This is a genomic window from Clostridium pascui (assembly GCF_016908015.1).
GTDB lineage: Bacteria > Bacillota > Clostridia > Clostridiales > Clostridiaceae > Clostridium_AK > Clostridium_AK pascui.
The window spans coordinates 638,060-663,696 of the sequence record NZ_JAFBDB010000001.1 but is presented as its reverse complement, the minus strand read 5'-3'; the positions used below and the strand labels follow the sequence as shown (position 1 = coordinate 663,696).

35 protein-coding genes are annotated in these 25,637 nt (G+C 26.6%); 34 read left to right on the top strand and 1 reads right to left on the bottom strand.

The window, feature by feature from the left end; all coding sequences use genetic code 11:
* Positions 1–8: 8 nt before the first annotated feature.
* The 18 genes from JOC70_RS03620 to JOC70_RS03535 all read left to right on the top strand — a co-directional run bounded on the left by JOC70_RS03620 (position 9) and on the right by JOC70_RS03535 (position 12,250).
* Complete coding sequence (locus JOC70_RS03620; protein WP_204597518.1) at positions 9–746, top strand: hypothetical protein; 738 nt, start codon at positions 9–11, stop codon at positions 744–746.
* Positions 743–1,201 carry a hypothetical protein gene (locus JOC70_RS03615; RefSeq protein ID WP_204597517.1) on the top strand — a complete coding sequence of 153 codons (459 nt, stop codon included), beginning with the start codon at positions 743–745 and terminating at the stop codon, positions 1,199–1,201. The genes JOC70_RS03620 and JOC70_RS03615 overlap by 4 nt, the downstream gene beginning before the upstream one ends.
* Complete coding sequence (locus tag JOC70_RS03610; protein WP_204597516.1) at positions 1,191–1,613, top strand: hypothetical protein; 423 nt, start codon at positions 1,191–1,193, stop codon at positions 1,611–1,613. Before JOC70_RS03615 ends, JOC70_RS03610 begins: the two co-directional genes overlap by 11 nt.
* Positions 1,614–1,642: 29 nt before the next feature.
* Complete coding sequence (locus JOC70_RS03605; protein ID WP_204597515.1) at positions 1,643–1,816, top strand: shikimate kinase; 174 nt, start codon at positions 1,643–1,645, stop codon at positions 1,814–1,816.
* A 302-nt stretch (positions 1,817–2,118) separates the two neighbouring features.
* Positions 2,119–3,186 carry a M24 family metallopeptidase gene (locus JOC70_RS03600; protein WP_204597514.1) on the top strand — a complete coding sequence of 356 codons (1,068 nt, stop codon included), beginning with the start codon at positions 2,119–2,121 and terminating at the stop codon, positions 3,184–3,186.
* A 70-nt stretch (positions 3,187–3,256) separates the two neighbouring features.
* Complete coding sequence (gene efp, locus JOC70_RS03595; RefSeq protein WP_035310990.1) at positions 3,257–3,814, top strand: elongation factor P; 558 nt, start codon at positions 3,257–3,259, stop codon at positions 3,812–3,814.
* 201 nt (positions 3,815–4,015) lie between these two features.
* Entirely contained in the window at positions 4,016–4,936 is a 921-nt protein-coding gene (locus tag JOC70_RS03590; protein WP_204597513.1) for a tyrosine-type recombinase/integrase, read from the top strand.
* Positions 4,936–5,412: a helix-turn-helix domain-containing protein gene (locus tag JOC70_RS03585; RefSeq protein ID WP_204597512.1), complete on the top strand. Its 477-nt coding sequence runs from the start codon at positions 4,936–4,938 to the stop codon at positions 5,410–5,412. The genes JOC70_RS03590 and JOC70_RS03585 overlap by 1 nt, the downstream gene beginning before the upstream one ends.
* Before the next feature lie 668 nt (positions 5,413–6,080).
* Positions 6,081–6,281 carry a helix-turn-helix transcriptional regulator gene (locus tag JOC70_RS03580; protein ID WP_204597511.1) on the top strand — a complete coding sequence of 67 codons (201 nt, stop codon included), beginning with the start codon at positions 6,081–6,083 and terminating at the stop codon, positions 6,279–6,281.
* 129 nt (positions 6,282–6,410) lie between these two features.
* A complete protein-coding gene (locus JOC70_RS03575; protein WP_204597510.1) occupies positions 6,411–6,644 on the top strand; it encodes a hypothetical protein in 234 nt (77 codons plus the stop codon).
* Between the two features lie 11 nt (positions 6,645–6,655).
* Complete coding sequence (locus JOC70_RS03570; protein WP_204597509.1) at positions 6,656–8,011, top strand: FtsK/SpoIIIE domain-containing protein; 1,356 nt, start codon at positions 6,656–6,658, stop codon at positions 8,009–8,011.
* On the top strand, positions 8,008–8,583 hold the full coding sequence (locus JOC70_RS03565) for a hypothetical protein (protein WP_204597508.1): 576 nt from the start codon (positions 8,008–8,010) through the stop codon (positions 8,581–8,583). Before JOC70_RS03570 ends, JOC70_RS03565 begins: the two co-directional genes overlap by 4 nt.
* 293 nt (positions 8,584–8,876) lie before the next feature.
* Positions 8,877–9,125, top strand: coding sequence for a hypothetical protein (locus JOC70_RS03560; protein ID WP_204597507.1), 249 nt, complete (start codon positions 8,877–8,879; stop codon positions 9,123–9,125).
* A 55-nt stretch (positions 9,126–9,180) separates the two neighbouring features.
* Complete coding sequence (locus JOC70_RS03555; RefSeq protein WP_204597506.1) at positions 9,181–9,438, top strand: hypothetical protein; 258 nt, start codon at positions 9,181–9,183, stop codon at positions 9,436–9,438.
* Positions 9,407–9,769 (top strand): cyclic-phosphate processing receiver domain-containing protein, encoded by a 363-nt coding sequence (locus JOC70_RS03550; protein ID WP_204597505.1) that lies wholly within the window; start codon positions 9,407–9,409, stop codon positions 9,767–9,769. The genes JOC70_RS03555 and JOC70_RS03550 overlap by 32 nt, the downstream gene beginning before the upstream one ends.
* A gap of 495 nt (positions 9,770–10,264) precedes the next feature.
* Positions 10,265–10,633, top strand: a complete 369-nt coding sequence (locus tag JOC70_RS03545) for a hypothetical protein (protein ID WP_204597504.1) — start codon at positions 10,265–10,267, stop codon at positions 10,631–10,633.
* Positions 10,634–10,854: 221 nt separating this feature from the next.
* Positions 10,855–11,523 (top strand): hypothetical protein, encoded by a 669-nt coding sequence (locus JOC70_RS03540; RefSeq protein WP_204597503.1) that lies wholly within the window; start codon positions 10,855–10,857, stop codon positions 11,521–11,523.
* A 46-nt stretch (positions 11,524–11,569) separates the two neighbouring features.
* The gene (locus tag JOC70_RS03535; protein WP_204597502.1) at positions 11,570–12,250 is read left to right on the top strand and encodes a hypothetical protein; all 681 of its coding nucleotides are present in this window, start codon (positions 11,570–11,572) and stop codon (positions 12,248–12,250) included.
* Positions 12,251–12,403: 153 nt separating this feature from the next.
* Here the strand turns inward: JOC70_RS03535 and JOC70_RS03530 are convergent, their stop codons facing one another.
* Positions 12,404–12,901 (bottom strand): restriction endonuclease, encoded by a 498-nt coding sequence (locus JOC70_RS03530; RefSeq protein ID WP_204597501.1) that lies wholly within the window; start codon positions 12,899–12,901, stop codon positions 12,404–12,406.
* 209 nt (positions 12,902–13,110) lie between these two features.
* Here JOC70_RS03530 and JOC70_RS03525 point away from each other — a divergent pair, with 209 nt between their 5' ends.
* The 16 genes from JOC70_RS03525 (at position 13,111) to JOC70_RS03450 (ending at position 25,620) form a co-directional block, all read left to right on the top strand.
* Positions 13,111–13,329 (top strand): hypothetical protein, encoded by a 219-nt coding sequence (locus JOC70_RS03525; RefSeq protein ID WP_204597500.1) that lies wholly within the window; start codon positions 13,111–13,113, stop codon positions 13,327–13,329.
* Positions 13,330–13,636: 307 nt separating this feature from the next.
* A complete protein-coding gene (locus tag JOC70_RS03520; RefSeq protein WP_204597499.1) occupies positions 13,637–14,290 on the top strand; it encodes a helix-turn-helix domain-containing protein in 654 nt (217 codons plus the stop codon).
* Positions 14,291–14,381: 91 nt separating this feature from the next.
* Positions 14,382–14,684, top strand: a complete 303-nt coding sequence (locus JOC70_RS03515) for a hypothetical protein (RefSeq protein ID WP_204597498.1) — start codon at positions 14,382–14,384, stop codon at positions 14,682–14,684.
* A 12-nt stretch (positions 14,685–14,696) separates the two neighbouring features.
* Positions 14,697–14,921 carry a hypothetical protein gene (locus tag JOC70_RS03510; protein WP_204597497.1) on the top strand — a complete coding sequence of 75 codons (225 nt, stop codon included), beginning with the start codon at positions 14,697–14,699 and terminating at the stop codon, positions 14,919–14,921.
* 390 nt (positions 14,922–15,311) lie between these two features.
* The gene (locus JOC70_RS03505; RefSeq protein WP_204597496.1) at positions 15,312–15,707 is read left to right on the top strand and encodes a hypothetical protein; all 396 of its coding nucleotides are present in this window, start codon (positions 15,312–15,314) and stop codon (positions 15,705–15,707) included.
* A gap of 154 nt (positions 15,708–15,861) precedes the next feature.
* The gene (locus JOC70_RS19145; RefSeq protein ID WP_204597495.1) at positions 15,862–16,059 is read left to right on the top strand and encodes a DUF5659 domain-containing protein; all 198 of its coding nucleotides are present in this window, start codon (positions 15,862–15,864) and stop codon (positions 16,057–16,059) included.
* Between the two features lie 18 nt (positions 16,060–16,077).
* Positions 16,078–17,736: a P-loop NTPase family protein gene (locus JOC70_RS03495; protein WP_204597494.1), complete on the top strand. Its 1,659-nt coding sequence runs from the start codon at positions 16,078–16,080 to the stop codon at positions 17,734–17,736.
* A 294-nt stretch (positions 17,737–18,030) separates the two neighbouring features.
* Positions 18,031–20,727 carry a hypothetical protein gene (locus tag JOC70_RS03490; protein WP_204597493.1) on the top strand — a complete coding sequence of 899 codons (2,697 nt, stop codon included), beginning with the start codon at positions 18,031–18,033 and terminating at the stop codon, positions 20,725–20,727.
* 242 nt (positions 20,728–20,969) lie between these two features.
* Positions 20,970–21,167, top strand: coding sequence for a hypothetical protein (locus JOC70_RS03485; protein WP_204597492.1), 198 nt, complete (start codon positions 20,970–20,972; stop codon positions 21,165–21,167).
* A gap of 113 nt (positions 21,168–21,280) precedes the next feature.
* On the top strand, positions 21,281–21,559 hold the full coding sequence (locus JOC70_RS03480; protein WP_204597491.1) for a hypothetical protein: 279 nt from the start codon (positions 21,281–21,283) through the stop codon (positions 21,557–21,559).
* A 210-nt stretch (positions 21,560–21,769) separates the two neighbouring features.
* The gene (locus JOC70_RS03475) at positions 21,770–22,213 is read left to right on the top strand and encodes a GIY-YIG nuclease family protein (RefSeq protein ID WP_204597490.1); all 444 of its coding nucleotides are present in this window, start codon (positions 21,770–21,772) and stop codon (positions 22,211–22,213) included.
* 221 nt (positions 22,214–22,434) lie between these two features.
* Complete coding sequence (locus tag JOC70_RS03470; RefSeq protein WP_204597489.1) at positions 22,435–22,683, top strand: hypothetical protein; 249 nt, start codon at positions 22,435–22,437, stop codon at positions 22,681–22,683.
* A gap of 424 nt (positions 22,684–23,107) precedes the next feature.
* Positions 23,108–23,737, top strand: a complete 630-nt coding sequence (locus JOC70_RS03465; RefSeq protein ID WP_204597488.1) for a hypothetical protein — start codon at positions 23,108–23,110, stop codon at positions 23,735–23,737.
* Between the two features lie 541 nt (positions 23,738–24,278).
* Complete coding sequence (locus tag JOC70_RS03460) at positions 24,279–24,632, top strand: hypothetical protein (protein WP_204597487.1); 354 nt, start codon at positions 24,279–24,281, stop codon at positions 24,630–24,632.
* Positions 24,633–24,686: 54 nt separating this feature from the next.
* Positions 24,687–25,214: a hypothetical protein gene (locus JOC70_RS03455; protein ID WP_204597486.1), complete on the top strand. Its 528-nt coding sequence runs from the start codon at positions 24,687–24,689 to the stop codon at positions 25,212–25,214.
* Positions 25,207–25,620, top strand: a complete 414-nt coding sequence (locus tag JOC70_RS03450) for a hypothetical protein (protein ID WP_204597485.1) — start codon at positions 25,207–25,209, stop codon at positions 25,618–25,620. The genes JOC70_RS03455 and JOC70_RS03450 overlap by 8 nt, the downstream gene beginning before the upstream one ends.
* The last annotated feature ends 17 nt before the right edge of the window (positions 25,621–25,637 follow it).

Here is a 25,637-nt window from a genome sequence, read left to right as displayed (position 1 = left end):
AAATATAGTTGTTAAAAAAGAATAAACTTGTGGAATTAGATAGTAAATGTTTTTATTGTAAAAAGGATAAAGGAGAAGGGGAAAATGTTATACCGTTAGAACAAATAAAATATGTAGATATAAAAAGAAAAAATATCTATGTTTTGGTAAAGGGAGAAGAAGTTCTTATAAAAAAATTTACACTTCCAAATATAAAAGATAAATATATATTAGAGCAAATGATAGAAAAGGAAATTATTTACTATTTTAAGGATATTACTAATATGTGCTATTCTTATTCTATATATGGAGAGAGTAGAAATACTTTAGATATAATGATCTTTTGTTTGAATTGTAATGGGATAAGTAAGATAAAAGATATTGCTTTGAAAAACAATTTAAAGGCAATATGGATTATACAAAATATTTTTTTAGAGTATTTTAATAAAAATATCCTTCAGAGACAATTTGTTTTTATGTGTAATTATGAGAACAACTTATATTTGGTTGCATGTAAGGAAGAGCGTATTGTAGCTACTAAAACTTTAAGATTATTATCAAATAAAATAGATCTAAGCTACATTTTAGAAGATTTTTTAAAAGAATGCTGTGAAAAAGATATATCTATGAATGATACAAATGTATATGCGGTAAATATTGAAAAAGAATACTTAAAATTGCTAGATAAAAAGCATATCTGTATTGATTTAGGAACTATTAATAAACAGGAATTTAATGCATATATGGAAAGAAGGTTAAAAGTGTGACTGAATTAAATTTTACGCCTTCATGGTATATGAAAATAAGAAGAAATAAACTAATTAAATTATATAAGAATATAATCATTATTCTAGAAATAACTTTAATATTAAGTTCTTTAATCTTCATAGTTACACTAATTAATAGGAACTTTTTAAGTAGTAAAAATAAAGAAATAACTAATAAAATAGGGAGTTTAGTTACATCTGAATACGATAAATATAACTTAAAAATTATACAAACACTTGACATAAAATTACCTAAAAGTATTAATTATTCAGAAATAACATTGGAAAATAATAATATATTTATTGATTTTAAATATGTGGATAAAAAAAGTTACACAGATAATTTAAAATTACTTGAAAAAATAAAAGGGTTTAAAATAAATTTTATAGGAGCACCAACACAAAATAAAAAAGGAACATATTATAGGGTAGGGATGAAAAAAAATGAAAAATAGCAATTACAAGGATATTGTAATAAAATTTGCTTTGCCTTTGTGTATTATAATATATATGAGTTATAATATATGTATAAATATAAGTTATATAATATACTATAAAAATATAATTAATAAGAATAACTACTTATATTTGACACTGATGAATAATGCTAAACATAAAGAAGAGAACTGTAGCGAAATTCTAGAAAAAATCAGTAAAGAGAAAAACTGCATATTATCAAATGTAATAAAAGATGATAGTAAAAATGTATTAGAGATTAGTGTATCTTATATAGGAACCCTTGGAGAACTTAGAGAATTTATTACAGAGACATCTAAGGAAAAAAGTTTTCAGGATATAAATTATATTCATATTTATAATAATATATCACAAGTTCAATCGGAATTATGTATTACATTTAAAATATAAATTTATAAGATGAATAAAGGCTGGAATAGATGAACATAATATTAACAGGTATGCCGGGAAGTGGAAGAAGTACCGCATCTGGAATATTGACTAAAAGATTAAATTATGATTTCTCTGATGCAGATACCATAATAAAATTTAGAGAAAAACAAAGTATAAAATCCTTGTTTAAGAATTTTGGAGAAGATTACTTTAGAAGATAAGAAACTAATATTAATAAATGAGTTCATTGAAAATAGAATAGATAACACTGTAATAGCAATTAATACTAAAAATTTATATTTATAGAAGAATAAATACTTACAAGAATACAGATATAATAATTAATACAGAAACACTTGGGAAACAAGCTATAGTAGAGCATTTAATTAAGAACATAGAAGATAGTAATTCACATAAATAAGTATTGAAACATGAAATATTTATCATTATTATTTGCAAATAATCACAACTTTTGATAAAATATCATTGTTGCGCGAAAAGGACTTATGGAGGTGCATAGGTAATGTTTCAACAAAGGATAGAAAAGTTAAGAGAACTTATTAAGAAAAAGGGAATTGATGCAGTTTTACTTATAAGTAATCCAAATAGAAATTACATGACTGGTTTCACTGGTGATGAAAGTTTTGCAATACTTACATTAGATAAAGGAATATTTATTACAGATTCAAGATATACAGAGCAAGCTCAAGCACAAGTAAAATGTTATGAAGTAAGGCAATATAAAGGAATTATAGCAGATTATCTAAATGAAGTTATAGATGAACTAAATATAAAAACTTTAGGATTTGAAGAAGACATACTTACATTTAAAGAGTATAGTACATATAAAGCAAAGTTTAAATGTGAACTTATACCTATGGAAGGCATGGTACAAAAATTAAGACTAATAAAAGATAGTGATGAAATATCAGCTATTAAAAGAGCAGCTGCTATTGCAGATAATGCTTTTGCAAAGATACTTCAATTTGTAAAACCAGGTATGACAGAAAGGGAAGTTGGAGTAGAACTTGAATATTGGCTAAAAAGATTTGGCGGAAGTGGACTTTCTTTTCCATCTATAGTTGCATCTGGTGAAAGATCATCTCTTCCTCATGGGCAGCCTACAGAAAAGGTCATAAAGATGGGAGATTTCCTTACATTAGATTTTGGATGTATTTACAATGATTATTGTTCCGATATGACCAGAACAATAGTTATGGGAAATGCTACTGATAAAATGTTAGAAATATATAATATAGTTCTAGAAGCACAAGAAGCAGGTCTTAAGGCATTTAAGCCAGGTGTTACTGGTGCAGATGTAGATAAGATAGCAAGAGATATAATAAAAGAAAGAGGATATGGAGAGTATTTTGGCCATGGACTAGGGCATGGAGTGGGAAGACAGATACATGAAGAACCTAGAGTAAGTCCAATGGGAGACACAGTGTTAGAGCCAGGTATGGTTGTTACAGATGAACCAGGAATATATATTCCTAATTTTGGTGGAGTAAGAATTGAAGATTTAGTTCTTATAACTGAAAATGGATGTGAAATACTTTCTAAATCACCTAAAAGTTTAATTACAATTTAAAATTATAGTATTAACTTACCTTAAAAGGTTATAATATAAATGAATTAATAGTTTTGGAGGGATACTTACAATGATATCAGCAGGAGATATAAGAAAAGGAACAACTTTTGAATTAGATGGACAAGTTTACACTGTAACAGAATTCTTACATGTAAAACCTGGTAAAGGTGCAGCTTTTGTAAGAACAAAATTAAGAAATGTTATAAATGGGGGAGTTACTGAAACAACATTTAACCCAACTGCAAAACTTCAAGAAGCTGTTATTGAAAGAAAAGAAATGCAGTATTTATATACAGATGAAGTACTATATTATTTCATGGATCAAGAAACATTTGAACAAATTCCATTAAATCACAGCCAAGTTGAAGAAGCTATAAAATATTTAAAAGAAAACATGTTTGCAGTTATAAAGTTCTATAAGGGAGAAGCGTTTTCTGTAGAACCACCTAACTTTGTTGAATTACAAATAACTCAAACTGATCCAGGTGCAAAAGGAAATACAGCTACAAACGTATTAAAGCCAGCTACTGTAGAAACAGGAGCTATAATTCCAGTACCTTTATTTGTAAATGAAGGAGATGTAATCAGAATAGATACAAGAACTGGAGAATACATGGAAAGAGTATAATTATTATTTAAGCGACATACATTATGTATTGCTTAAAAAAATTTCCAGTGTAAGAATTTAAAAAACGTAGATATACCAAGGATTTGAGGGTGCTAAAGGCTTTTGAAAATGTTATGACATACGTTTTTAGCTCCTCTAATGGTGGAATATAACACTTCTAAGTGTGTGTATGAAATTACGCACATTTGGAGGTGTTTTTTTATGCAAATAAATGACATTTTAGAGGAATTTATCTTTGATATTGAGATTAAAAATTTTAGTAAAAAAAGTTTGAAAAATTATAAAAATAATAATAGGTTATTTTTTAATTACCTTCTACAAGAATTTAAGATTGCCGATATAGAGGAAGTTAAGCCTATGCACATTAAAAAATATTTTAAATTTTTAATGAAAAAGAGTTTAACACCTTCTTATGCAAATGTTATTTTGAAAAACATAAGAGCCTTTTTTAAGTACTGTCTAGAAGAGGAATATATAGAGGAAAATCCATGTTTAAAAGTAGGCTGGCAAAAAGAAGGTAAAGTTATAATTAATACATTCAATGATAAAGAAATATTAGGATTATTAGATGCTTTTAAATTTACTACATACTTAAGTGCTAGAAACAAGATGATTATGGCTTTTTTAGTAGATACGGGGGTAAGGAGCAACGAGACATGTACTCTCCTAAATGAAGATGTAAAAGAAAGAATTATACTTATAAGAGGAAAAGGAAATAAGCAAAGACAAGTGGCAATAAGTACTCTATTGAAAAAGTATATGATTAGATACGAAAGAATAAGAGATTTTTATTTTAAGGATAAGATAATTAAATTTGATAACTATTTTTTATCTAGAAATGGAAGAGCTTTAACTACAGAAAGCATAGAAAGAATTGTAAAAGAAGCAGGGAAAATAGCCGAAGTAAGAGAGGAAATAAGATGTTCTCCACACACTATAAGGCATTGGCACGCACAAGAACAGCTTAGAAACGGATTGGACGTTTATAGTTTAAGTAGGCTTTTGGGGCACGAAAGTATAACTATAACTAGAAGATATTTGGAGTCGATAAAGGATGAGGACATAGTAGACCTTAGTGTAAAAACAAGTCCCTTGATGAACATGAGAGGGGGTAGAAGATAATGGCTAAAAAGCAATGGTATGAACATACAAAAACATATATAAAAGATATTTTTCTACAAAAGATATTAAAAGCTAATCTATCTGGTAATGCAACAAAACTTCTACTTATACTAAAGGGACATAAATCTAATTCTGGCTTGTGTAACCCCTCACAGAAGCTTCTAGGAGAAGAAATGGGTGGTAAAAGCATCAGAAGTATACAAAGATACTTAAAAGAGCTTGTAGAGGCTGGAATAATAGTTATACAAAGAATAGGGAAGATGATTACTAATAAATATTCTATAGTTATAGATAATGAACTAGAAGAATTTAAGCAACAAAATAAAGAATCTAAGGAAGTAGAAACTAAAATAAAAAATAAATGCAATTCTTATAAAAATAGTTACAAGAAAATGGATAATTGGAACTTTGAAAGCACATGGGCAGAACATAATAATCTAGCAGAGATAGAAAAGAAACTGCTTGGGTGGACTTAAAAAGCTTAGTAAATTTGGTTAACCAAAAAGTAAAAGCACCTATAAGAACGGGCAATTCTTACAAGTGCAGACTACTAAATAAACCATCAAATTTTACACTTATATTATATACAATTTTTTAAAAAATATCAAATATAAGTGCTTTTGGCATGTGAAAAATTAATAGGAAAATTATTATTAAGCGATATTTATATTTTGTTATAAGTATTTTTGCTTTAGGAGCTAGATTTATTAGAAAAACTCTAAAGAATATTTATAAAAGAATATAATTTATTGATGTTTATATCCAAATTGGCTTAGTGATACGACAGATATGTTATATGGATGCGACAAAAGTGGTAAAAAGTGATATGACAAGTTTGCTATAGAAATATATATAATTTAGTAATATAGATAACTTAATAATTTATTTGAATTTTACCATATTTAGTGTATAATATAGTTAAGGGAAGGAAGGTTGAGAGTTCCCTTCCCTATGTGAGTGTCAACGTCTGTTCCTTTTGGAATGGGCGTTTTTCTTGTTATCTATCCTGTAACTGAGGAACGCATGTTATCCTAAACTTAATAAGTTTCTACATATAAGAAGGATTTTATTAGAAGGAAATTAATAATAAATAGAGAATATAGAAAATAAGATATACTAAGGACAAATATAAAGGTGATAAGGTATGAGTTTAAAGAACAATTTAAAACGAATTAGAATGAAGGAATATATGATGACTGCCACAGAATTTTCTAAAATGTTAGATGTAAAAAAATCAACATATTCTCAATGGGAAAATGGATTAAACAATCCTACTTTAGAAAAAGCGTATGAGATTGCTAAAAGACTAAATAAAAATATTAATGAGATATGGTACGAAGAATAACCATATCTTTTTTTTATAATGAAAGTTCAAAAATAATAATCAAAGTTCAATAAAATAGGAAACATTTCATAAATTATGACATAGTATATACCATAGTAGATAGTTAAGTATTAAATGGAGGGTATATGTATGAAACCAGATGCTATTGACCTTATTATTTTCGAACAATTTAAAGAGTTAGTTGACTTAATATTTCCAATACCAAACCTAGATTTAGGGGGAATTGGGAATAATATAGCAGGTAAGTATATTAGAGATTGGGCTTTAATGTATGGGTGTGGAGAAATTGTAGTTGCATTTGTAAAAAGACGTGTTGCTAAAAAACAAACTAAGTTATTCGGCTTAAAAAGAAATGATGATTAAGGAGGATATTCATGTTTTGGCAAATAGGAGCATATGCAGTTACTTCTTATGCACTTTATAGAACAGTATGCAGAGAGAGGATTAAGTTTCAAAAGACATTAAGAGAAATCTGCGAAAAAGGAACGGGATTTTTTAATAGGCAGATGGAAACATTGAAGCTAGATTATTTTAAAGTTATGGACTGGGGATATAATGTTAAAGTTGGTATTCCTTACGGCATAAGTTATCAAGAGCTAGAAGATAAAAAGAATTTATTTAAAACTAATTTTAAAGCAATAGATATAGAGATGAAGAAAATTGAATCTTCAAGCATGATGGAAATGAACGTAATAACAAAACCTTTGAAGGAATTGAAGTATAAAGCTATGTATACGGAAGATGGAGAAATATTAATAGGGTATAGTTATAAAGATTATGTAAAAGTTAATCTTAATTCATTTCCACATATGCTTATCGGAGGAGATACGGGAACAGGTAAGAGTCGATTAATGTTGTTAATACTTACCAATTTAATTAACAGATTTAAGGATATAGAAATCTATTTAATACAAATAAGAAAGTCTGATTTGGCAGTTTTTAAAGATTGTAAGCAAGTTAAATACATGGCTAGAACTTTAGAACAGACAAGAGATATCTTAAAACATTTAGATAGCATATGCAGTAAAAGAGATGCTGCTTTAGAGAAGTATTTGATGCAGGGTGTATATAATATACAAGATTATAATAAGAAGTTTAAAAAGGATAAAATGAAATATATTTATATAGTACTAGATGAATTTGCATTTTTTAATCCTAGTGGAGCAGATACAAAAGAGGAGAAGCAAATTAAAAAGGAGATACTAGGATATATAAAAAATATTGTGTTAACAGGAAGAAGTACAGGAGTATTTGTTTTTACAAGCTTACAAAAACCAACTAGTAGCAGTATTCCAACAGATATTAAAAGCCAATTGACCACTAGAATAAGCTTTAAAATGCTAGATAAAGAAACAAGTGTTATTGTACTGGGAAATGCTAATGCAACAGGTTTAAAAGAACGAGAAGCAATAGTAAGAACTATAGAAGAAGATAAAATCAAAGTGCCATTCATAGATCATAATTTAATTTTAAGCCATATCAAGGCAAGCGTAGAACCTAATCACAAATATATCATTCCACAAATACAAAATAGTTGTCTAAAGTTGCCTAATATTAATTCTAAACCTTCTGTAATTAGCTTTAATAATAAGAATACTAATGGCGTTCCTAATGATCCTAAAGTACAAGAGAAAGCAGATGAACATCATATAGAAGAAGCAGCAACTGAAAGCACAAAAGAGAATGGCATCATTGATTTAAGCAAGTTTAAAGGAATTGATAATATATGATGACAGATAGAGATAATAATATTATTCAGTTTATTAATACTTTTGATGGACTTACAATTAATCAATGTGCTAAGTTGTTTTTTAATAATGCTAAATATGGCAAGGATTTAGCTAGGAAGAGATTAAAGAAACTAGCAGATAAAGATGTTTTAAAATACGAAAATGATTGGGCAACTAATCAAAGAGTTTATTTTATAAAGAGAAAACCTTCTAGTCATAGTATTATATTACTAAATTTTTATTCAGAACTAATAAGAGCTGGATCAGAGATATTAGAATTTACTAAGGAATACAAAATAGAGAATATATGTAGACCTGATGCTTTTCTCATATTCAAATATAACAACAAGGGAAAAATGGTTTTTGTGGAAGTTGATATGCAGCATAAGACAGATTTAAGTAAATATCAAAAATTATATGATACGGAACTATTTCAAAGAGAATATAATACATTCCCTGAAGTAATTATTATATCCTCAACAAATAGCTACGAAGCCAAAGGATATAACTTTTCCATTAAGATATTGGATTATAGCTTGAAGCAGCTTAAAGAGAAAATACTATACTTTTAAATATACTGTTTATTTTCCTCAAGTAACTACTAGAATATAATCTAGTACCCAGTACACTGAAAATACCGTACAAGTCAGATAATAAGCTAATCTACAAAAGAAAAAATCTAGGAATAATATAATATATTATATTAGGAAGTATAGCTTTCGTCTTGTTTATATATTTTTAAAGACTATTTTTTATTATAAACTTAGTCTCGTAAGTCAAGTTTAAAATAAAAAAATATAGTATAATTTATTATAAATATAAATTTAAAGTTAAACAGGTAGTTACAAAGAAGGAGAGTTACCCAATGATTAAAAAAGCTGAGAAGGTAAAAGAAGTTTATAATATAAAAGTAACTAAAGGAAAGGTTGAAGATACTGGATGTTGTGACAGTTGCGAAAACATAACTCGATTTAGTGATGAAGATGATGATTTTGTAGCTAATTATGATACCACATATATAATTTATTTTAAAATGACTGAAATGGAAATAACATTATGTGAAGATTGTTTGAAAAGATTAAAATCTAAAATAGATAAAGCTTTAAGTGAATAATAGTCAGTATTAAATATGATATAATTTTAAGGATTGAAAGGAAGTAGGAATAGAGATGGATCAATTTAAATCGATATCCTCAAATACTTATATAGATAGTTGTGAGGGCATGTGTAAAAGAGTTTTAAAAGATATAGAGGATAATTTTAGTGATGAAGAAATTTTATTAGATGCCTATATTACAGATATTAATAATGGGGGACGGGATTATACATCAATAATGCAATTAGGGTTATTGTTAAAAGAATTAGATGTCAAGTATAAAGGATTAAAATACATATATGAAAGAAAAAACAAGTCTTTATTTAGATGATTTAAGAGATTGTCCAGAATGTTTTGTAATTGCTAGAACCGTAGAAGATGCTATATATTATCTTAAAAACTTTGAGATAAATATTCTTTCACTAGACCACGATTTAGGAAATGATGAAAAAGGAAAACTTTTACCTACAGGATATGATTTGGTTAAATATATATGTGAAAACGGATTAAGAGCAGATAGAATATATGTTCACACAGATAATCCAGTTGGACGATCAAATATGATAGAAACACTACTAGGGGCACAGAGAAGAGGTTTTATAGATGCTGACATAGAAATTTATAATTATCCATTTGCTAAAAATAAGTATTCTCAAGAATAAAATTTTATTACTGAGTTGATAAATTTCTATGTTTTAAAACAAAGATTAGAAAGTCAAACTAAAAGTCGGCAGGAAATAAAAAGGTAGAGGAATAATATTTATTCCTGTACTTTTTTTCTTTTTTGTAATTTATAATATTCTAAATAGTAATATGTTATCAATTTTGCATAGTTTTATGCAGTTTACAGCCTTAATTTCGATCTATAAACCGAAAGAGGTAGTTCTAGATATACTTCCATTTTAAACTTCTTAAAACGCTTATATTAAAAAAGAATTAGAAAGAATTTATAGAATAAAAACGGAGGCGATAGAGGTAATCAATATGCTAAAAATGAAAATTTGGCAGATTTGAATAATTCCAATGTGCCAAAACACAAGCTAATTTAGCAGAACAATTAAGTATAGGTTACAAATACAAATAGATAATGTTAAAATAAGTACAACAATTTTAAATATAAAAATAAAGAGTTTAAAGTTTTAGAAAGAGGGATTAATATGAGTGTAACATTAAAAGGTAGATTATTCTTTACTAGAGATGGTGATAAAGAGGAAACAATTGAGTATTTTAAGAAGATTGGTATTGCTTCTATGGATATGATAAACAATAAATATGAAGAAGATAGAAATTGCTTTTATAGAATAGAATTAAAAGAAAAACCTTCTATTATCGATACCCTAGAATTATGTGGTTATTTTGAGATAGTTGATGCAATAGAGATATTAAAAGTTACCGAATATGGAATTGCATTTTATTTAGTTGATCAATATATGGCGGATGGTTTTTTATTTGTACCTATGAGCAATGTTATAGGTATACATACTATTAATAAATACAATATAGATGGTCTCATAAAACGAGAATAATACTATTTATAAATAAATCAATCGCCAAAACATTACAAATAAAAAGTTGAAGATATTTATAATTAGTACATGAATTAAAGGCAGCAGGATTAAAACAGTCCTCCTGTCTTTTTTAGTTTAAATATAGTAACTCCTTATAAAAATGAAATAATACAATACTTATTAGAGGAATCTGTTCTAATTTGTAGAATATTTAGTTACAAAAGGAGGAGGATTATCTTATGACTAATAAAAGATCTAAAAATAATATAGAAAACTATTATGAAAAATTAAAAAATGAATTTACTTCATATACTAATGAAGTAAGTTTAAAAGAGTATAATGATATTGAAAAAATATATAACGATATTAGAGAGTATTATAAGGAAAAGATTAAAAATAAAGAAATAAATTTAAGTGTAGAAAAAATTAGGCTAGAACGTAGTTTAGGTAAACATAGTGGAGCTGGATTTAGTTATAGTATAGCATTTATTATAGCCATAGCAGGTGGAATATTTTCCTCCATTATCCAACAAATAATAAAGATAGTGGAGATGGAAAATAACTTTAAAACGTCAGGAATAGTAATTAGTATATTTGTATTATTAGGTGTATATTTATATGCAATATTTGCATTGGGAAAAGATTTAAATAAATATAAGCCTAGAGATGTTATGTTAAATATTTCTTTAAAAGTTATTGAGGAGCTTGAAAAAGAAATGAATGAAAATAAGGCTATACAGGAAAAAGAAGTCAATAGAGAAAAAACAATTGAACAAATTAAGCAACATATAGATAGTGCAAACACTATAAAGAATACTGTATTACCAGTTATGGCTGAAATTGCAGCTACTTCAATAGTAAGAAAAGGCATTATTAGTAAGTTAATTAGAAAAATGAGAAAAGAGTAAATTAGAAGTAATATATTAAGTAATTTTTAGTGGATGTGAGAAGCGAATGGATGAAAAGTTAATAAAAAATAATGTACAAGGCTTATATGATTCTGTACCAGATGTTGAGTTGTATAATAATATCTATAAAGACTTAAAAATAGTTTTTATTGAGTATATGAAGGCAAAGTTTCCGGCTATAGCAGCTTTTAGTGTTTTAAGACATAATAGATTAATTAAAATAGAAGAAGATAGACTAAATAGATTATTGGAAGATGTTCAAGACAAAATAAAAAAAGTTGATATAAATAAAATTGACTATGATTTTATTAAAAAAGAAGAATTCGCAAGAATAGTATTTGATGTTTTAGATAAGGCAAAGTCAGACTATAGAGAAGAAAAATTAAAGTATTATGCCAATATATTAATAAATTACTCAACTATAGAATTCTCAGGGGATTTTTATAAAGAGTACATAATAGATCGAATAGCAAATTATACAATTGAACATATCTTATTACTTGAAAAAGTTTATGAAAAGCATTTAGAACTAAATGATAATAATAAATTGGATTATTTAGATGAAGATTTACCTTTAGAGAATTTATCAAAAGAGGTTACTGATATTTGTATTAATACTCTAGTTGCAGATGGATTCTTAATTAAAGGATTTTGGGGCGATGGATATTTAATAAATGAACGTGGTATTAAATGTGTAAAACTAATAGAAGGATTTATGGGGATGTAAAGTTTGTATTTTGTATATATATTAAAATAAGGGTAGAGGGATAATATTTAGTCCTCTACCTTTTTTCTTTTTTGTAATTTATAATATTATAAATAGTAATATCGCTATAGAATTTGAATAATTTTACAGCTTGCTATTGTGAAGCGGTAATTATTAACTTACATTGACATATTTATCAGGTATACCAGCCATTTCGAATACAGTATGAGCATTTAAAGTTAAACATTTCAAAATTAGATCATCTAGATTAACTACTCTTATAGAAATTGAGACAATTTTGCTTTTTTCTAATTTGGAGAGATATTCTAGACATTTATTATTAGCTCCATTTAGAGTAACTATTATACCTAGTGAAATATTATCTGCTATCATAGCGCCACAAAGTTTCTGTGCAACTTCTCTTCCGATTTTATTATTGCTATGATGCTTACATTCTAAATATACTACTTCACCTTTTTTCTTTAAGATAACATCTTTTCCTTCATCATTAGTTTTAGGGGTAACTTCATATGTATAATCTCCAGTAAAAGCAAATAATTTAGCAGAAAAAATTTCAAATTCACGCCATTCCATATTAATTATTGCATTTCTTATAATAGCTAGTTCACTAATAAAAAGATTTCTAGGAGTAATGACGTTATGATTGTTCATATTATAAGTCAATAAATAAATGATAAAAGTCAGAATAATAATGATGATAAAAAATATAGCAAATTTAATAATATATCACCTCGTGAAAATACTTAGTATATAAAATTATATTAAATAAATTTATTAAGTATGATGAAAAAATTTTACAATGCAAATATTTTCCATAATATGGTATAATAGTATCATAAAAATATAGAGGAGTTGTTAAGATGAAAATACGATTTATTGAATATAGTAAACAAGATAACATTTTAATGGAAACAGAAAATACTGGAATATTAAATGCGGTATTTGTACCGTATACCCAAATACATATTACCAAGGGAAATGAAATACTAATATGTGAATATAATTATAATATTTTAAAAGTACTAGAAAATGAAATAGATATTTTCGTGACTATAACTGATATTGATAAAATAAATTAAGACTAAGGAATTACTCCTTAGTCTTTTTTAATCCATTCAATTCTATATCCAATTATCTCAGCTAACTGTTTGCACTCATCATATTTTATAGCGCCTCTACTTGATTTATTACTTAAATTTTGCGGAGTTGTATTAGTATCATATTTCCATTTAATGCTTCCAATATACAAATACAAGTTACAACTGAAAATTCGAATGAGTTTAAGCGTTATATTAAAGTTAAATAATCCAATAAATTTACTTGACAGTGACAAGTAGAAGGTGTAATATAATATTATACTTGACAGTGACAAGGAGGTGATTGTTAATGATAGGTCTTGAATATATATTATCCTTATATAACATGCCTCATACTAAATTAGCAGAAGAATTAGGTATAGCGAGGCAAAATATTAATTTATGGATCAAAGGAAAAGGGAAAATACCTAAAAAATATTTACCTAAACTTTCAGAAATGTTTAATATAGCTGAAGAATATTTTCAAAAAGAATTAAATGAAATTGATAAGCTTAAAATTCAGAAACTCAAGATTAAAAATGAAATGGAGGAAATTGAATATGAGGACACAATAATTGATCAGAATACAGGAGAAGAGATTAAAGTAACTAGTACATACGTAGATAACGGAGCTTTATTCGCAATTGATGTATTAGATTTTGAGATACAAGAAAAAGAGTTATTGCAAAAAATTAAAAAATCCATAGAATATTATCTGATAAACTATGATGAAGATGATTCCAGTGGAGGGTACATAGATGCAGAAAGATTATTAAAAGACTATAAATTTTTTGTAGATTTAATTACAGATGAAAGAGTGAATAGAAAGATATTAATGGAAGTTTTGAAAGCAGTAAGAATTAGTTATAAGCAAGGATTTGATACAGATGATTTTATTAATAATATTATAAAATTAATAAAAGAAAGACAAAGTGAGCTTGAAAATATGTGGAAAGAGGAATAGGAAATAGTTAAGAAACTAATGAGTAATGATAAAATACAAGAGGAGTAAAATCCTCTTGATATAAATATAAAACACATGGAGGGATGTAAAAATGGGGAACTTTAATTTAATGCAGGTAACACCAAAAGACGTAAAGGAACTTGATATATGTTGTTTTATGCTAGATAACATAAAAGATGGATTAATCGTTACAATGGATGGAGCAGTTAAAACTAACATATATTTTGACAGTAACTTTACCTTTAAAGTAGAAAATAATAAAATTTATCTTCGAAATTCAGATGAAGAAACATTTGAATTAGATATGGACAACTTCTTATTTAAGAATTATGATTCCTTTTTAGAATTTACCAATAGAAAGCAAGATTTTAAAATTGAAATAAGTGAAATATAGGAGGATAAAAATATGATAAACAAAAAACGTTTGTATAATGTTGGATTTTTAGATGGAAGTTATGGGGTATCTACACTAGAAGAAATTATAGAAATGGAGAAAGAATCTGCTATATATAGTTGCAGTATAGCAACAATAGAGGATGTGAAATATTGGATAGCTTTAACTGGGGAAATGTTTGAAGATCAGTTACTAGAGTTAAAAGACGGAATATATTGGTGGAGAGATGCAGCATAAAAATATTTTTTAGAAAAGTGTAAAGCTATTGAAATTTAATACGATAAAATTATTTAATGGAATATTTCATGCAAACACAAACAAGCCAAGCAAAAACACTTGACATAAAGAAAAAAATGTTATATATTTAAATTTGTACAAGCTACTAGGGCGTTTTATACCTATTTTTAATGGGAAGAACTGGTACTTCTTCCTGTTATTTTCCTATATCATTTTACGAAAGGTGGTGCTTATAATTTACAACAATTGTTAAATTAAGTTTATATAATTAATATTATAATAACTTAATTTGTATTACATTTATTTTACAACAATTTATTAAGTATTGCAATAGCTATTTTTAAAAGTTTCAACTTGAATTTAGAATATTAAAATGGAGGAGATTATATTATGGAAAATGTAAAGAGTGGAAATATAGAATTTGAATTTGTAAATAAATGCAGGACTTCTCCTGCAACAAAAAATGGAGAGCTTAAACTAAATGATATTATCGAAGTAAAAGAGGAGGATGGAGTATATTATAGGATTTATCTTAATAATTCACCATATTATGCAGAAACTCCAGCAAATAACGAAATGTTAAAAGAATTTAAAGATAAAACTTGGACTTTGGATAATAAAGAACGAAGTAGTAAGCTTGTGAAAAGTAATAGTGACTCGGAAGAAGGAACTGTCTATTTAAGTGATGTTTTAGAAAAGTTCGGATATGACAGCTTAAGTTACGAGGTCTATCCTAAAAAAATAAATAAGATACCAGATAAACTATATGATGAAAAAAGAAAATAATATTTATTAAAAAGTCTTAAATTTAAATGTTAGAAAGAGGATGACGAACTAATACCGTTTGAAGAAGGAGATATACCTTTTAGTGGATATAGGAGAGAAATTCCCCTATATCTATCTAAAGTAAACCAGAATAACAAAATTAAGGAGTGATTAAGTGAAAAAAATTAAAGGTGATGTATTTTGTGCAAAGAAACCACATTTAGCAGGATATTTGATGATGAAAGGGTTCAATTTAAAGAGGATGCCACAGGATGAAAAGAACCCTAATTACAATGTATATATATTTAACAATTCCCCTGAGTTGGAAATAGTTGTTGATCAATACTTTAAAGAGTTTAATGGAAACAACTAGATAGGAGGGGTAACGATTTTGGTAACTGAAAAGCAAATAAACTTTAATATGAATGATGAATTATGGCTCAATGAAGCAATGTTGAAATTTAATAAAAAATTTTATAAAGGTGTTTTAAATATATTAAATGCTCCAGCAGGTTCTGGGAAAAGTAAATTTGTGTTTAATGAATTTTTAAATGAATCTTATAAATACGTACATAAAATGACATCACACATGTGCTATAAATTGAATTTAAATAAAGTCTTATATGTTTGCGATACTAATATGTTGAAGTCTAGTATTCTAGAGGAAAATAAAGATATTACTAAGATATTGGAAAAAGGTGACTTGCAAGAGGCTATGAAAGCAACAAGTCTTATCAATGTACTAATAAAAGGAGACATAGGTAAAATCAAAGTTATTACATATTCATCTTTAGGGTGGTTATTACAACAAGATGGAGCAAGGTACATACTTTTAAATCATTTCAATGTAATTTTAATGGATGAGATGCAGAATTTATTTAAATATGCTAATCGGTTTGATACAGAGAAAAATGAGAAGCCCTATGAAACTGTAATAAACTATTTACCAACATTAGTTAATAATTCTTTGATAATAGCTTTGAGTGCTACTACAGGAAGAATATATAATGGCTTGAGAGAAAAGGATTTAAATACTAATACTATATTTACATGGGAAGAGCATAAACAAATAAAGCAATACAGAAATAAATATGAATCTGAATGTAAATATATGATAAATGAAGTTAAATGGCTAGGAATAATAAAAGATGTTATACTTAATAAATTTAAATATAAAACTTTTATTTATACAAATACAATAAGACAAAGTGAAAAGTATAAACAACAATTAGAAAAGTATGGATATAAAGCTGAATGGCTATGTAGTATAAATAATACAAAATTAAATGAAGATGGCGAAGTAGTGCCTAAAATGAATGAGTATCAACTTGAGATAAGAGATAACTTAATAAAAACAGGAATGTTACCTGATGATTTAGATGTAATTATCGTTAATTCAGGATATGAAACTGGATGGAATCTTAGGGATGAAAGGGTTCAAGTGGCATTAATTGATAGTACAGATGATTCTACACAAATACAAGCCAGAAATAGAATTAGACATAATATAGAATTTTTAAAATATACAGCAATAATTGACAGTTATGGTGAAGTATATGAGTATAGACAATATCGTCAATTAGAAAGAAAGGATTATTCAATATCGCAATCAGCTTTAAAAATAAAATTAGATGATAAGTTTTTAAATAAAAAGATAACTAAAGAGGATAAAGATTATTTAGTAGATATGTATGCAATAATTTGGTTTGATAAAAATGAAGCAAATTGGAAAACTTTTAAGAAAGATTTAGAAGATAATGATTATATTGTTGATACTAATTCGCATGGAACTTATATTTACACAAAAGATCAGTATGATAAGTTAAAATCGGAAGAAGAAAGTAAGCTGCCTATTAAAAGCAATAAGGAAAAAATTATTAATTGGATTCAGAATATATGGGATGGGAGTTTGATTAAAACTAAGGATATGTTGAACCAAATAAATATTACTCAGAAACAATTTGACAAGGCAAAAGAAAAAGATAATGAACTTAAGGAGCATTTGAGCAAGTTTTCAGTAAAAAGAGGTTATTATCAAAAAAATACTTGAAAGTAGTACTAATTATTTTTACACCCTCACTGCGGAAAAGTTGTCAGTCTATATTAGTAGGGATAGAACAGTTTTCCTCAATAGGGGGTAAAAAATAAAACGATTAAGTTTAAGAGGATAAGTAATTTTAATATCCCTCAAGGGTGAATTGGCGATAGCCAAGAGGGGCATAGGGTGAATTTATTTTGTGGAACGTTAGTGTAACAAAATAAAGAGGGAAGCCCCTTTGTACAATAGAGATAATGAAATAAAAAAATAGATTTTAGTAACATGGAGGATGGAGGAATTATATTAATGGAGAATAAAAGTACATATATAATGAGTTTAGAAGGAACAGATATTTATAATCACATGTATAGGAATGATAGGCATAAAAATATCAATAAAAATTATGTTGGTATGACTCCCTATAGTTTGGAGCTTAATAAGTTAAATATTGAACATTTAAAAGTTAAGACTAATAATAAGACAGGTAAACAAACCACTGATGATGTTATAAACGTTAAGTTCAAACAAAAGGTACTTGATGGAGAGTCGCTAATAAAAAAACTTTATAAAAAGATAAAAAAGATTGATAAAAAGGTTATTAGACATAAAGAGGAATTGAAATTACTCACTAAAGATTCTAAGGAATATAAAAAGCTTCAAGAAACTATTGATAAAACACATAAATATGTAAAGAGTCTTGAAGAGTATATAAAACTTATTGAAAAGGAAATTACCGAGGATAAATGGAGAGAAATTAAAAATGATGAACTTAGGAAAAAGTTTTATACTGAAGGATTTGCTATTACCGAGGTTGATGAAGAAACAGGCGAGATATTAAAGGAAAATAAATATGTTGTTTACAAGAGAACTTCAGCAAAAAGTAGAACGGGTAAATGCTTATTTATTAAAGAATCGTTGTACAAAAGCATGATAACTTGGAGTAGGATGGGATTAAATTTTCAAGATGGAAAGGAATATGATTATGCAGCATTGCTGAGTTATGAATCGCTTGTTAGTTCTTCGCTGGAAGATACAATACATATTAATGTAGATAATATTTTGATAGTAGATGATGTTATATCTAAGTTTCCAAAAATTTGCAATGTGGTTAGGGTAAATGAAAAAACTGGATTTTTAGATAGTTTTGAAGAGGAATATAATGTAGAAAATAATTTGTTTGATGGTGAGGGGTTGCTTTCAAGTGAGTATTTTAAAAATGGACAATCCATGATTTTGTTAAGACAGCACATGTTTAAGGATGCAGCATTTAATACAAATATTATTGACTTCATGAGGGATAATTGTCCTGAAGGTCAAGATTTTGATACATGGGAATTAATGAATAGATTTGGCGAAACAATGTTGGCCAAGAATGTGAAAATGATTATAACTCCTACAAGTTTGAAAGCTTTAAAGTTTGCTAAGGATAAAGGTATGAGTGAAAAAGAAATGTGGAATCATTGGAAAAAAGTAGTTAAAGCTGATGGTTGTATTTTTGGAATTTGTAAGCATGAAAAAGAATCTAAAAGAGGTTACGATGATAATGGGAATGTGCTTCAACAGACATCTTATCAAATGTTAAACAGTATTCCGTTTTCGCCAGAGGATGTTTCAGAAATTACAACTTATGAAAAAGAATATATTGATAAACTGAAAAATGATGATAAGTTTTTTATAGATTATCTTATTTATAATGCCAATGAAATGAATTGTAATTTAATGATGGCTGATTTAGCAAAGCATAATAAAGATTTTATTTACACAGAGATATTTAGAGGTTTTAGAACAGCTGAAATTTCTAAATATGTAAAACATGTTAAACGTGGGAAAGTAAGATTAATAGGAGACTATTGTGTTGCGCTAGGAAATCCAATGGAATATTTATATCACGCAATTGGTCAATTAGATATCAATGATCCTAAACCAATAGCTTTAAAAGATAATGAAATATATACTAGATTATTTGATGAAATTGAATTAGTCGCATTTAGGAACCCGAATACTTCTCCTTCTAATGTATTATTGGCTAAAAATAAAAAAGTTAAGGATATTGATATGTATTTTAACTTAACTAAGAATATTATGTGTTGTAATGCAATACAGTTTCCAATTCAAGATATAGCCTCATCTATGGATTATGACAGCGATTCTATGGTGATCTTTAATAACCAGAGGTTAAAAGAAGTTGTTAAAGATAAAGTGTGGGGCAAATATCATCCTTGCATAAATGCCGTTGAAGCTGATAAAAAGTCATATTTAGTTAATAAAGAAAATATGGCTGTAATTGATAATCAACTCTCTGAGAGCCAAAGGAATATAGGTGAATGCGTAAATGCTGGTCAAATGATAATGAGTACATATTGGGATTTATTAAGTCCAGGTAAAGCATCTGAAGAGCTTTTAAAAAAGGTTGATGTGGCAACAGTATTAAGTTGCATTTGTATAGATTTGGCTAAGAAAATGTACGCTATTGAAATTAAAAAAGAAATTCAAAATCTATCGAAGGGACTAGGAAATAAAAAACCTTTATTCTTTAAATATATAAGTCAATCAAAAAATATAGGTAAAGGTGTTGAAATGTACAATACCCCAATGGATTATTTATATAAGGAAATGAGTAAATTGGGATATGCTGATGACCATAAAAACATTGAATTGATAGACTTATTGGTGAAGAGAGATTTAGTTGCAGCTGATAGAAAACAAGAGAAAAAGATCATTAATTATGTTGAGGAAATGTGTAATAAAATTAATTATATTAATGCTACTATGAAGAGTGAAAGTGAAGATAATGAAGAGAAGAAAGAAAGGAATAATGCTTTAGATAACACAGTTAAATATTATAAGTATTATATTCAAAAGGCTACAATAAAAGAGGATACAATGTATTCTATTCTTTATCATATGATTAAAAATAATAAGAGTGATATTACATTGAGATTGATGAATGTGTTATATAGCAAACAGAAAGAAACGTTTATAAAGGCTTTTATAGGGCAGTAGGGTAATACCTATTGTCTTTTTTATATAGTAAAAAAGTGCCACATAATAGTATTCTAAACCGTTGATATTACTTGCTTCTTAAGATTTCCAAATGGATAGTATATGTTATTTTATTTACTAAAATAACTATCCAATTTTATTATAATATACAATAAAAACAAGGTCAATAGGAAAGTAAATTTTTGAAAATATTTTAACGTGAATTTTATAAATAAATAATTTAAAGAAAGGCGGTGTTAATTATGTTATTGTCCGAAAGAAATGAAGAGGTAAAAAATAAACTAGATAAGTATATTAAAAAATTTGGAGTAAAAAAGGTATTTATTGCTAAAGAGATAGGCCTAAGCCCTACATCTGTGGGGCTGTTTATCAAGGGACAACGAGAGCTGCAGTCTGGTTATCTTGACGCACTAGAAGAGTTAATGGAAGAGAAAATGTAATAACTGGCAAGTTTGATTAAGGAAGTCACAATAAATTTTGCGTTTTTAAAACAATTAAAAGAGGAAAAGTGCTACATTACATAGAATTTAATATTATGCAGGGGGTGAAAGGCGTGGCGAAGTGTCCTAAATGTGAAAATGAAAATTTTAAAATAGAAAAAAGAGGGGGTACTCTTTTTTGTTATGTTGTTTGCAGTGAATGTAATACAGTTGTAGGAGTATTAGAAGATATTAATTTTAAGAAGCAATTAGATTTAATTATTAATAATGAATGTGGATTGGACAGATTGATTAATGAAAGGCATCAAGAAATTCTAAATAAGTTAAATGAAATGGAGAAAAATAATTATAATTTATTAGAAGATATATATCTTAAATTAAAAAATAAATAATTAAATTGATTATTTAAGGCACTCAGTAGGGTGTCTTTTTATATGCAAAAATATATTATTGAGAGGAAGTGAAAGTTTGGTTATTTAGAAATTGTATTGCAGCAAAGCAAAGGTCGTTGGAACTTCAAGAAAATACTTTAAAGGTAAGTAAATAGAAGGAGATACATATGTTTAATTAAAAGAAACATGACAATTCAATAACAACAAATTATGGAATATTTAGAATGGAAAGAAAGATATTATGCGGGAAATAAGGAATATTTTAAAAAATACTATAAAAGGTACCACGAGGAAAATAAAAGACATTGTATATACTTATTAATAGATAAATATAAAAAAATAAAGTATGTTGGTTCTACGGATAATGTTTATAATAGAATTAATCTTCATAAAAATGGATATAGCAATTTAGAATTAACCAAAGAAAAGTGGAATGATTTAGGGTTAAGCTGTTTTATGGTTGGCTATTTAGATTCGGTTAATAAGCAAGAAAGGCTATATATAGAATATTATTTAATAAATAAATTTAGTAAAGAAAATGATTTAATAAATAATTATGAACCATACGAGTTAAAGTTTGGGGATATGGAAGAGTTTAGGAAGTGTGAGTTAGAGGAATTGGCAGAAGGTTTAGTTTTTCAAGTTTATGGTTAATTTTTTAAAAACAATTTAAATAATAACTATCCAAATTTATCATATCAATATTGAAAGGTAAAGTCAAGTGTAAAAAATAATTTAATGTAAGTAAGGGATATAGGAGTGCGGGTACTTGAAATTACAGAGTATAAAATGTATGTAATGATTTCCTTTTTACACCATTATACTTTCTCTATATAAGATAATTACACTCTGAAAAAGAAAGGAGGAAGATTAGTATGGCGATAGAACGTTCAAGAGGAAAGATAGAATTAACGGGAGAACATGCTAGAAGTTTTTCACATAAAATGAAACATCCAGATAGAGAAGCAATGAGAAAAAGAGATGCGTATTTAAGTTATATAAAAGATACACTAGATATTACAGAAGAAGATAATGGTAGAGTATTATTGAAGAAAAAGAATAATAGAAGGAGTTTTGAAGACTATATGAGATCTATAGATAGAATAGATGAGTTAAATAAGTAGAATATAGGTGATAAGAAATGAGAGATAAGAAGAATTAAAACTAAATAATTAAATTTGATAATTAACAACTAGCAATAGTTGTTTTTTATATACATTTCAAATATTAAAGTTTAACAAGCTTACAAGTATATTGCTTGTAAAGTCTTACTAATTTGTTTGAACATAATATTCAGTAATCTTTTGTTGGTTTCGATGTAGGGGCAGAACCTACCCTCCTGTTTTAAAGAAGAAACTAACTGTAGCAGTCCAATATACAGGTATAAGGATAATGAGGAATTGTCCTGCATCGGAGAGGTAACATATTATTTCTTCGATGTTGCTATTAATATTACTAATAATCTACCAATTAATTACCAAAGGAAAATTAAACCTTTTATCGAATATGTAATGTTTGGATATTATTAGTTGATGGGAGTGGTATTTATTGATAGAAATGTGGAACAAACTTCATATAGTAATCTGTAAAAAAACATTTAAAGATAATTTATTTAAGGAGTTTATTTTAAGGCAGTATATACATAATGATTTGTTCTGTGAAAGTTCAAAGTTTAATGATTTTTACAAAGATATAAAGGATAAATACAAGGAAAAAATAAAAGATGAGAAGTTAAGCATTAATTCAGAAAAGAACAGAATATCAATATTTATTGTTGATATTGAATCTAGCGGTACAGCTTGCTATTTAGCTTTATATATATTTTTTTTAACTGTAGTTATTACATTTATATGTAGCGATTTATTTAAGGGGATTTTGGAAATTACTTATAAAGATAACCCACTTAAAGGTGTTATATATTACTATCTAGGTGGAGGGGCTGTTTTAGCTTATTTATGTATTATTATTTATCAATCAATAAAAATAAATATATATTGTAAAGCTATAAAAATTTATAATATGGCATTAAAAATATTAGAAGAATTAGATGAAGAAGATAAAGAAGATAATATGGCATTTGATGAAGCAGCAACTACTAGGGATAATGACATTAATGAAAAAATTAATATTATAGATAAAGATATAAAAAGCATTAAGAAGTATATTGGAATTAAGTAAATATATTGATTTTATAAATATAGTAGAAACATATCAGATATAATATAACTTTGCTATTTGTTCATGTATATTATGTATTTTAGTTAATGGTAATAAAAAGCCTAATCAAGGGTCAAAAATCGATTATATTTCAAATAGTATAATTTATTTTGACTATAATAAATTTAATAGAGATATTCAATAAAAACATCTAACTTTCTAGATGTTTTTATTATTTAAAACTAAAAAATAATATGTTTCAGCAGTTCGAATATACGAGGTATAAGAAGGAAATTCTTCTGCATGAAAAGGGTATGTATAATTTACATATCCTTTTTGTGTTGCTATAAAATAATTAAATTTTAGGGATTAATAGATTTTTAAATAGCTGCAAACGTTGATAGATGGTAGGCAAAAGTGCTTTCTATGAGTTTCTAGAATAATAATGAGTAGTTATAAGAAAAGAGTAAAATAAATGCTTTAAAAAGCGTTCTATTTACATATATAAAATAAATTAATAAATATAAGATATTTATAAAATGTGAAAGGTGGTAATGCAAAAATGGAAAACAAGTATAGCGAAGGCTTAAAATACGTAACAAACAATGAAAAATTACAACAAACAATGAAAATATTAGTAAAATTGATTACTAATTATGATGACTACGATAAGAAAGTTGACAATGTAAATACTGCTTTTGGTTTTGGTTATCAAGAAGCTTTTGAAAAAATTGAACAAGAAAATGAAGAATATAATGAAAAAATTAGTAAGGTTAATTCAGACCACTTAAGAGAAAAAATAAAGAAAATTTATAAATTAAGTGAACTTTTAGAATCTGAGGATACTGAACTAAAAAAATTAATCGTTAAAGAAATTATTGAGTTAACTAATTATCTTTCAATAATGATTAATTAAGATAAAAGATCTATTTTATAACAAAAATGTAAATATGAAGTGAGGGAAATTTAAATGGAGAGAATTAATTTATCTGATTTTAAGGCAATATCAAAGTTTAATTTTGTTAATGGAATGTTCAACAAGGTTAAAAAGAACTTGGAAAATAAAGAACTTGAGTTTTTTGGAGTCAATGAAGATGCTGTAAAATCTTTAACAGAGAGGAAGATAAGCAATAATGATATAGAATTTTTGTATGGGATAATACCTATAATTTCTAATGTTAATGTAGATATAAATTTTGAAGAATTTGAAAAGATGTGTAGATGTCCAAGTCCACAATTTACAGATTATATTGCTTTATTATTACAACACTTTAAAGAACTATATACAAGTGCTTCTAAACTAAATAATTTAGAAGCAGAAGTTTCAAGTTCTTTAAAAGAATTGAATATAGAATTAGAAGAAGCTATATCAGTTAAAACTAAGGAAGAATTATTGGAAGAGCTATACACACAATTATCAGATTCTAAAAATGATAAAGCTAAGAGAAAAGAAATATTAAAACAAATTACTGACTTGGAAGTTGAAGAAAATGCGTAATGAAGCAGATGAATTTGAAAAGTTTCTTATATTAGAAGCACAAAAAGAGCTTAAAGATGTTGCTGAAGATATAAAGACTACTTTAAAGAAAAAAGTACAGGAAAATGTATATAATTCTTATAGCCCACTCGAGTATAATAGGGCTTATCAACTCAGAGATAATATTACAACTTCTAAAAATAATAAAGAAACTATTATAAGTTGGGAAAGTCAGGAGTACATAAATAATCAATTTGATGATGTAAGTAACTATGTACCCGAATGGATTAATGATGGGTATAAACATAAGGATTGGACTGGTGGAGTTGACTATTATCATCAAAGACCTTCATCAAATTTTATCGAAGAAACTGTAGAAGAAATAAATAAAAAATATGGTGAAAATATATGCGAAAAAGTAAAGTGATAGTTAAAAAATATAAC

Excerpts from the sequence above, each read along its gene's own strand:
- JOC70_RS03485 (WP_204597492.1), top strand. The coding sequence starts at position 20,970 with ATGTTATTGTCCGAAAGAAATGAAGAGGTAAAAAATAAACTAGATAAG.
- JOC70_RS03450 (WP_204597485.1), top strand. The coding sequence starts at position 25,207 with ATGCGTAATGAAGCAGATGAATTTGAAAAGTTTCTTATATTAGAAGCA.
- JOC70_RS03505 (WP_204597496.1), top strand. The coding sequence starts at position 15,312 with ATGGAAAATGTAAAGAGTGGAAATATAGAATTTGAATTTGTAAATAAA.
- JOC70_RS03570 (WP_204597509.1), top strand. The coding sequence starts at position 6,656 with ATGTTTTGGCAAATAGGAGCATATGCAGTTACTTCTTATGCACTTTAT.
- efp (WP_035310990.1), top strand. The coding sequence starts at position 3,257 with ATGATATCAGCAGGAGATATAAGAAAAGGAACAACTTTTGAATTAGAT.
- JOC70_RS03490 (WP_204597493.1), top strand. The coding sequence starts at position 18,031 with ATGGAGAATAAAAGTACATATATAATGAGTTTAGAAGGAACAGATATT.
- JOC70_RS03565 (WP_204597508.1), top strand. The coding sequence starts at position 8,008 with ATGATGACAGATAGAGATAATAATATTATTCAGTTTATTAATACTTTT.
- JOC70_RS03605 (WP_204597515.1), top strand. The coding sequence starts at position 1,643 with ATGAACATAATATTAACAGGTATGCCGGGAAGTGGAAGAAGTACCGCA.
- JOC70_RS03610 (WP_204597516.1), top strand. The coding sequence starts at position 1,191 with ATGAAAAATAGCAATTACAAGGATATTGTAATAAAATTTGCTTTGCCT.
- JOC70_RS03585 (WP_204597512.1), top strand. The coding sequence starts at position 4,936 with ATGGCTAAAAAGCAATGGTATGAACATACAAAAACATATATAAAAGAT.
- JOC70_RS03580 (WP_204597511.1), top strand. The coding sequence starts at position 6,081 with ATGAGTTTAAAGAACAATTTAAAACGAATTAGAATGAAGGAATATATG.
- JOC70_RS03535 (WP_204597502.1), top strand. The coding sequence starts at position 11,570 with ATGGATGAAAAGTTAATAAAAAATAATGTACAAGGCTTATATGATTCT.
- JOC70_RS03515 (WP_204597498.1), top strand. The coding sequence starts at position 14,382 with ATGGGGAACTTTAATTTAATGCAGGTAACACCAAAAGACGTAAAGGAA.
- JOC70_RS03510 (WP_204597497.1), top strand. The coding sequence starts at position 14,697 with ATGATAAACAAAAAACGTTTGTATAATGTTGGATTTTTAGATGGAAGT.
- JOC70_RS03560 (WP_204597507.1), top strand. The coding sequence starts at position 8,877 with ATGATTAAAAAAGCTGAGAAGGTAAAAGAAGTTTATAATATAAAAGTA.
- JOC70_RS03460 (WP_204597487.1), top strand. The coding sequence starts at position 24,279 with ATGGAAAACAAGTATAGCGAAGGCTTAAAATACGTAACAAACAATGAA.
- JOC70_RS03600 (WP_204597514.1), top strand. The coding sequence starts at position 2,119 with ATGTTTCAACAAAGGATAGAAAAGTTAAGAGAACTTATTAAGAAAAAG.
- JOC70_RS03550 (WP_204597505.1), top strand. The coding sequence starts at position 9,407 with ATGAAAGAAAAAACAAGTCTTTATTTAGATGATTTAAGAGATTGTCCA.
- JOC70_RS03470 (WP_204597489.1), top strand. The coding sequence starts at position 22,435 with ATGGCGATAGAACGTTCAAGAGGAAAGATAGAATTAACGGGAGAACAT.
- JOC70_RS03545 (WP_204597504.1), top strand. The coding sequence starts at position 10,265 with ATGAGTGTAACATTAAAAGGTAGATTATTCTTTACTAGAGATGGTGAT.
- JOC70_RS03575 (WP_204597510.1), top strand. The coding sequence starts at position 6,411 with ATGAAACCAGATGCTATTGACCTTATTATTTTCGAACAATTTAAAGAG.
- JOC70_RS03530 (WP_204597501.1), bottom strand. The coding sequence starts at position 12,901 with ATGAACAATCATAACGTCATTACTCCTAGAAATCTTTTTATTAGTGAA.
- JOC70_RS03520 (WP_204597499.1), top strand. The coding sequence starts at position 13,637 with ATGATAGGTCTTGAATATATATTATCCTTATATAACATGCCTCATACT.
- JOC70_RS03540 (WP_204597503.1), top strand. The coding sequence starts at position 10,855 with ATGACTAATAAAAGATCTAAAAATAATATAGAAAACTATTATGAAAAA.
- JOC70_RS03525 (WP_204597500.1), top strand. The coding sequence starts at position 13,111 with ATGAAAATACGATTTATTGAATATAGTAAACAAGATAACATTTTAATG.
- JOC70_RS03590 (WP_204597513.1), top strand. The coding sequence starts at position 4,016 with ATGCAAATAAATGACATTTTAGAGGAATTTATCTTTGATATTGAGATT.
- JOC70_RS03475 (WP_204597490.1), top strand. The coding sequence starts at position 21,770 with ATGGAATATTTAGAATGGAAAGAAAGATATTATGCGGGAAATAAGGAA.
- JOC70_RS03555 (WP_204597506.1), top strand. The coding sequence starts at position 9,181 with ATGGATCAATTTAAATCGATATCCTCAAATACTTATATAGATAGTTGT.
- JOC70_RS03455 (WP_204597486.1), top strand. The coding sequence starts at position 24,687 with ATGGAGAGAATTAATTTATCTGATTTTAAGGCAATATCAAAGTTTAAT.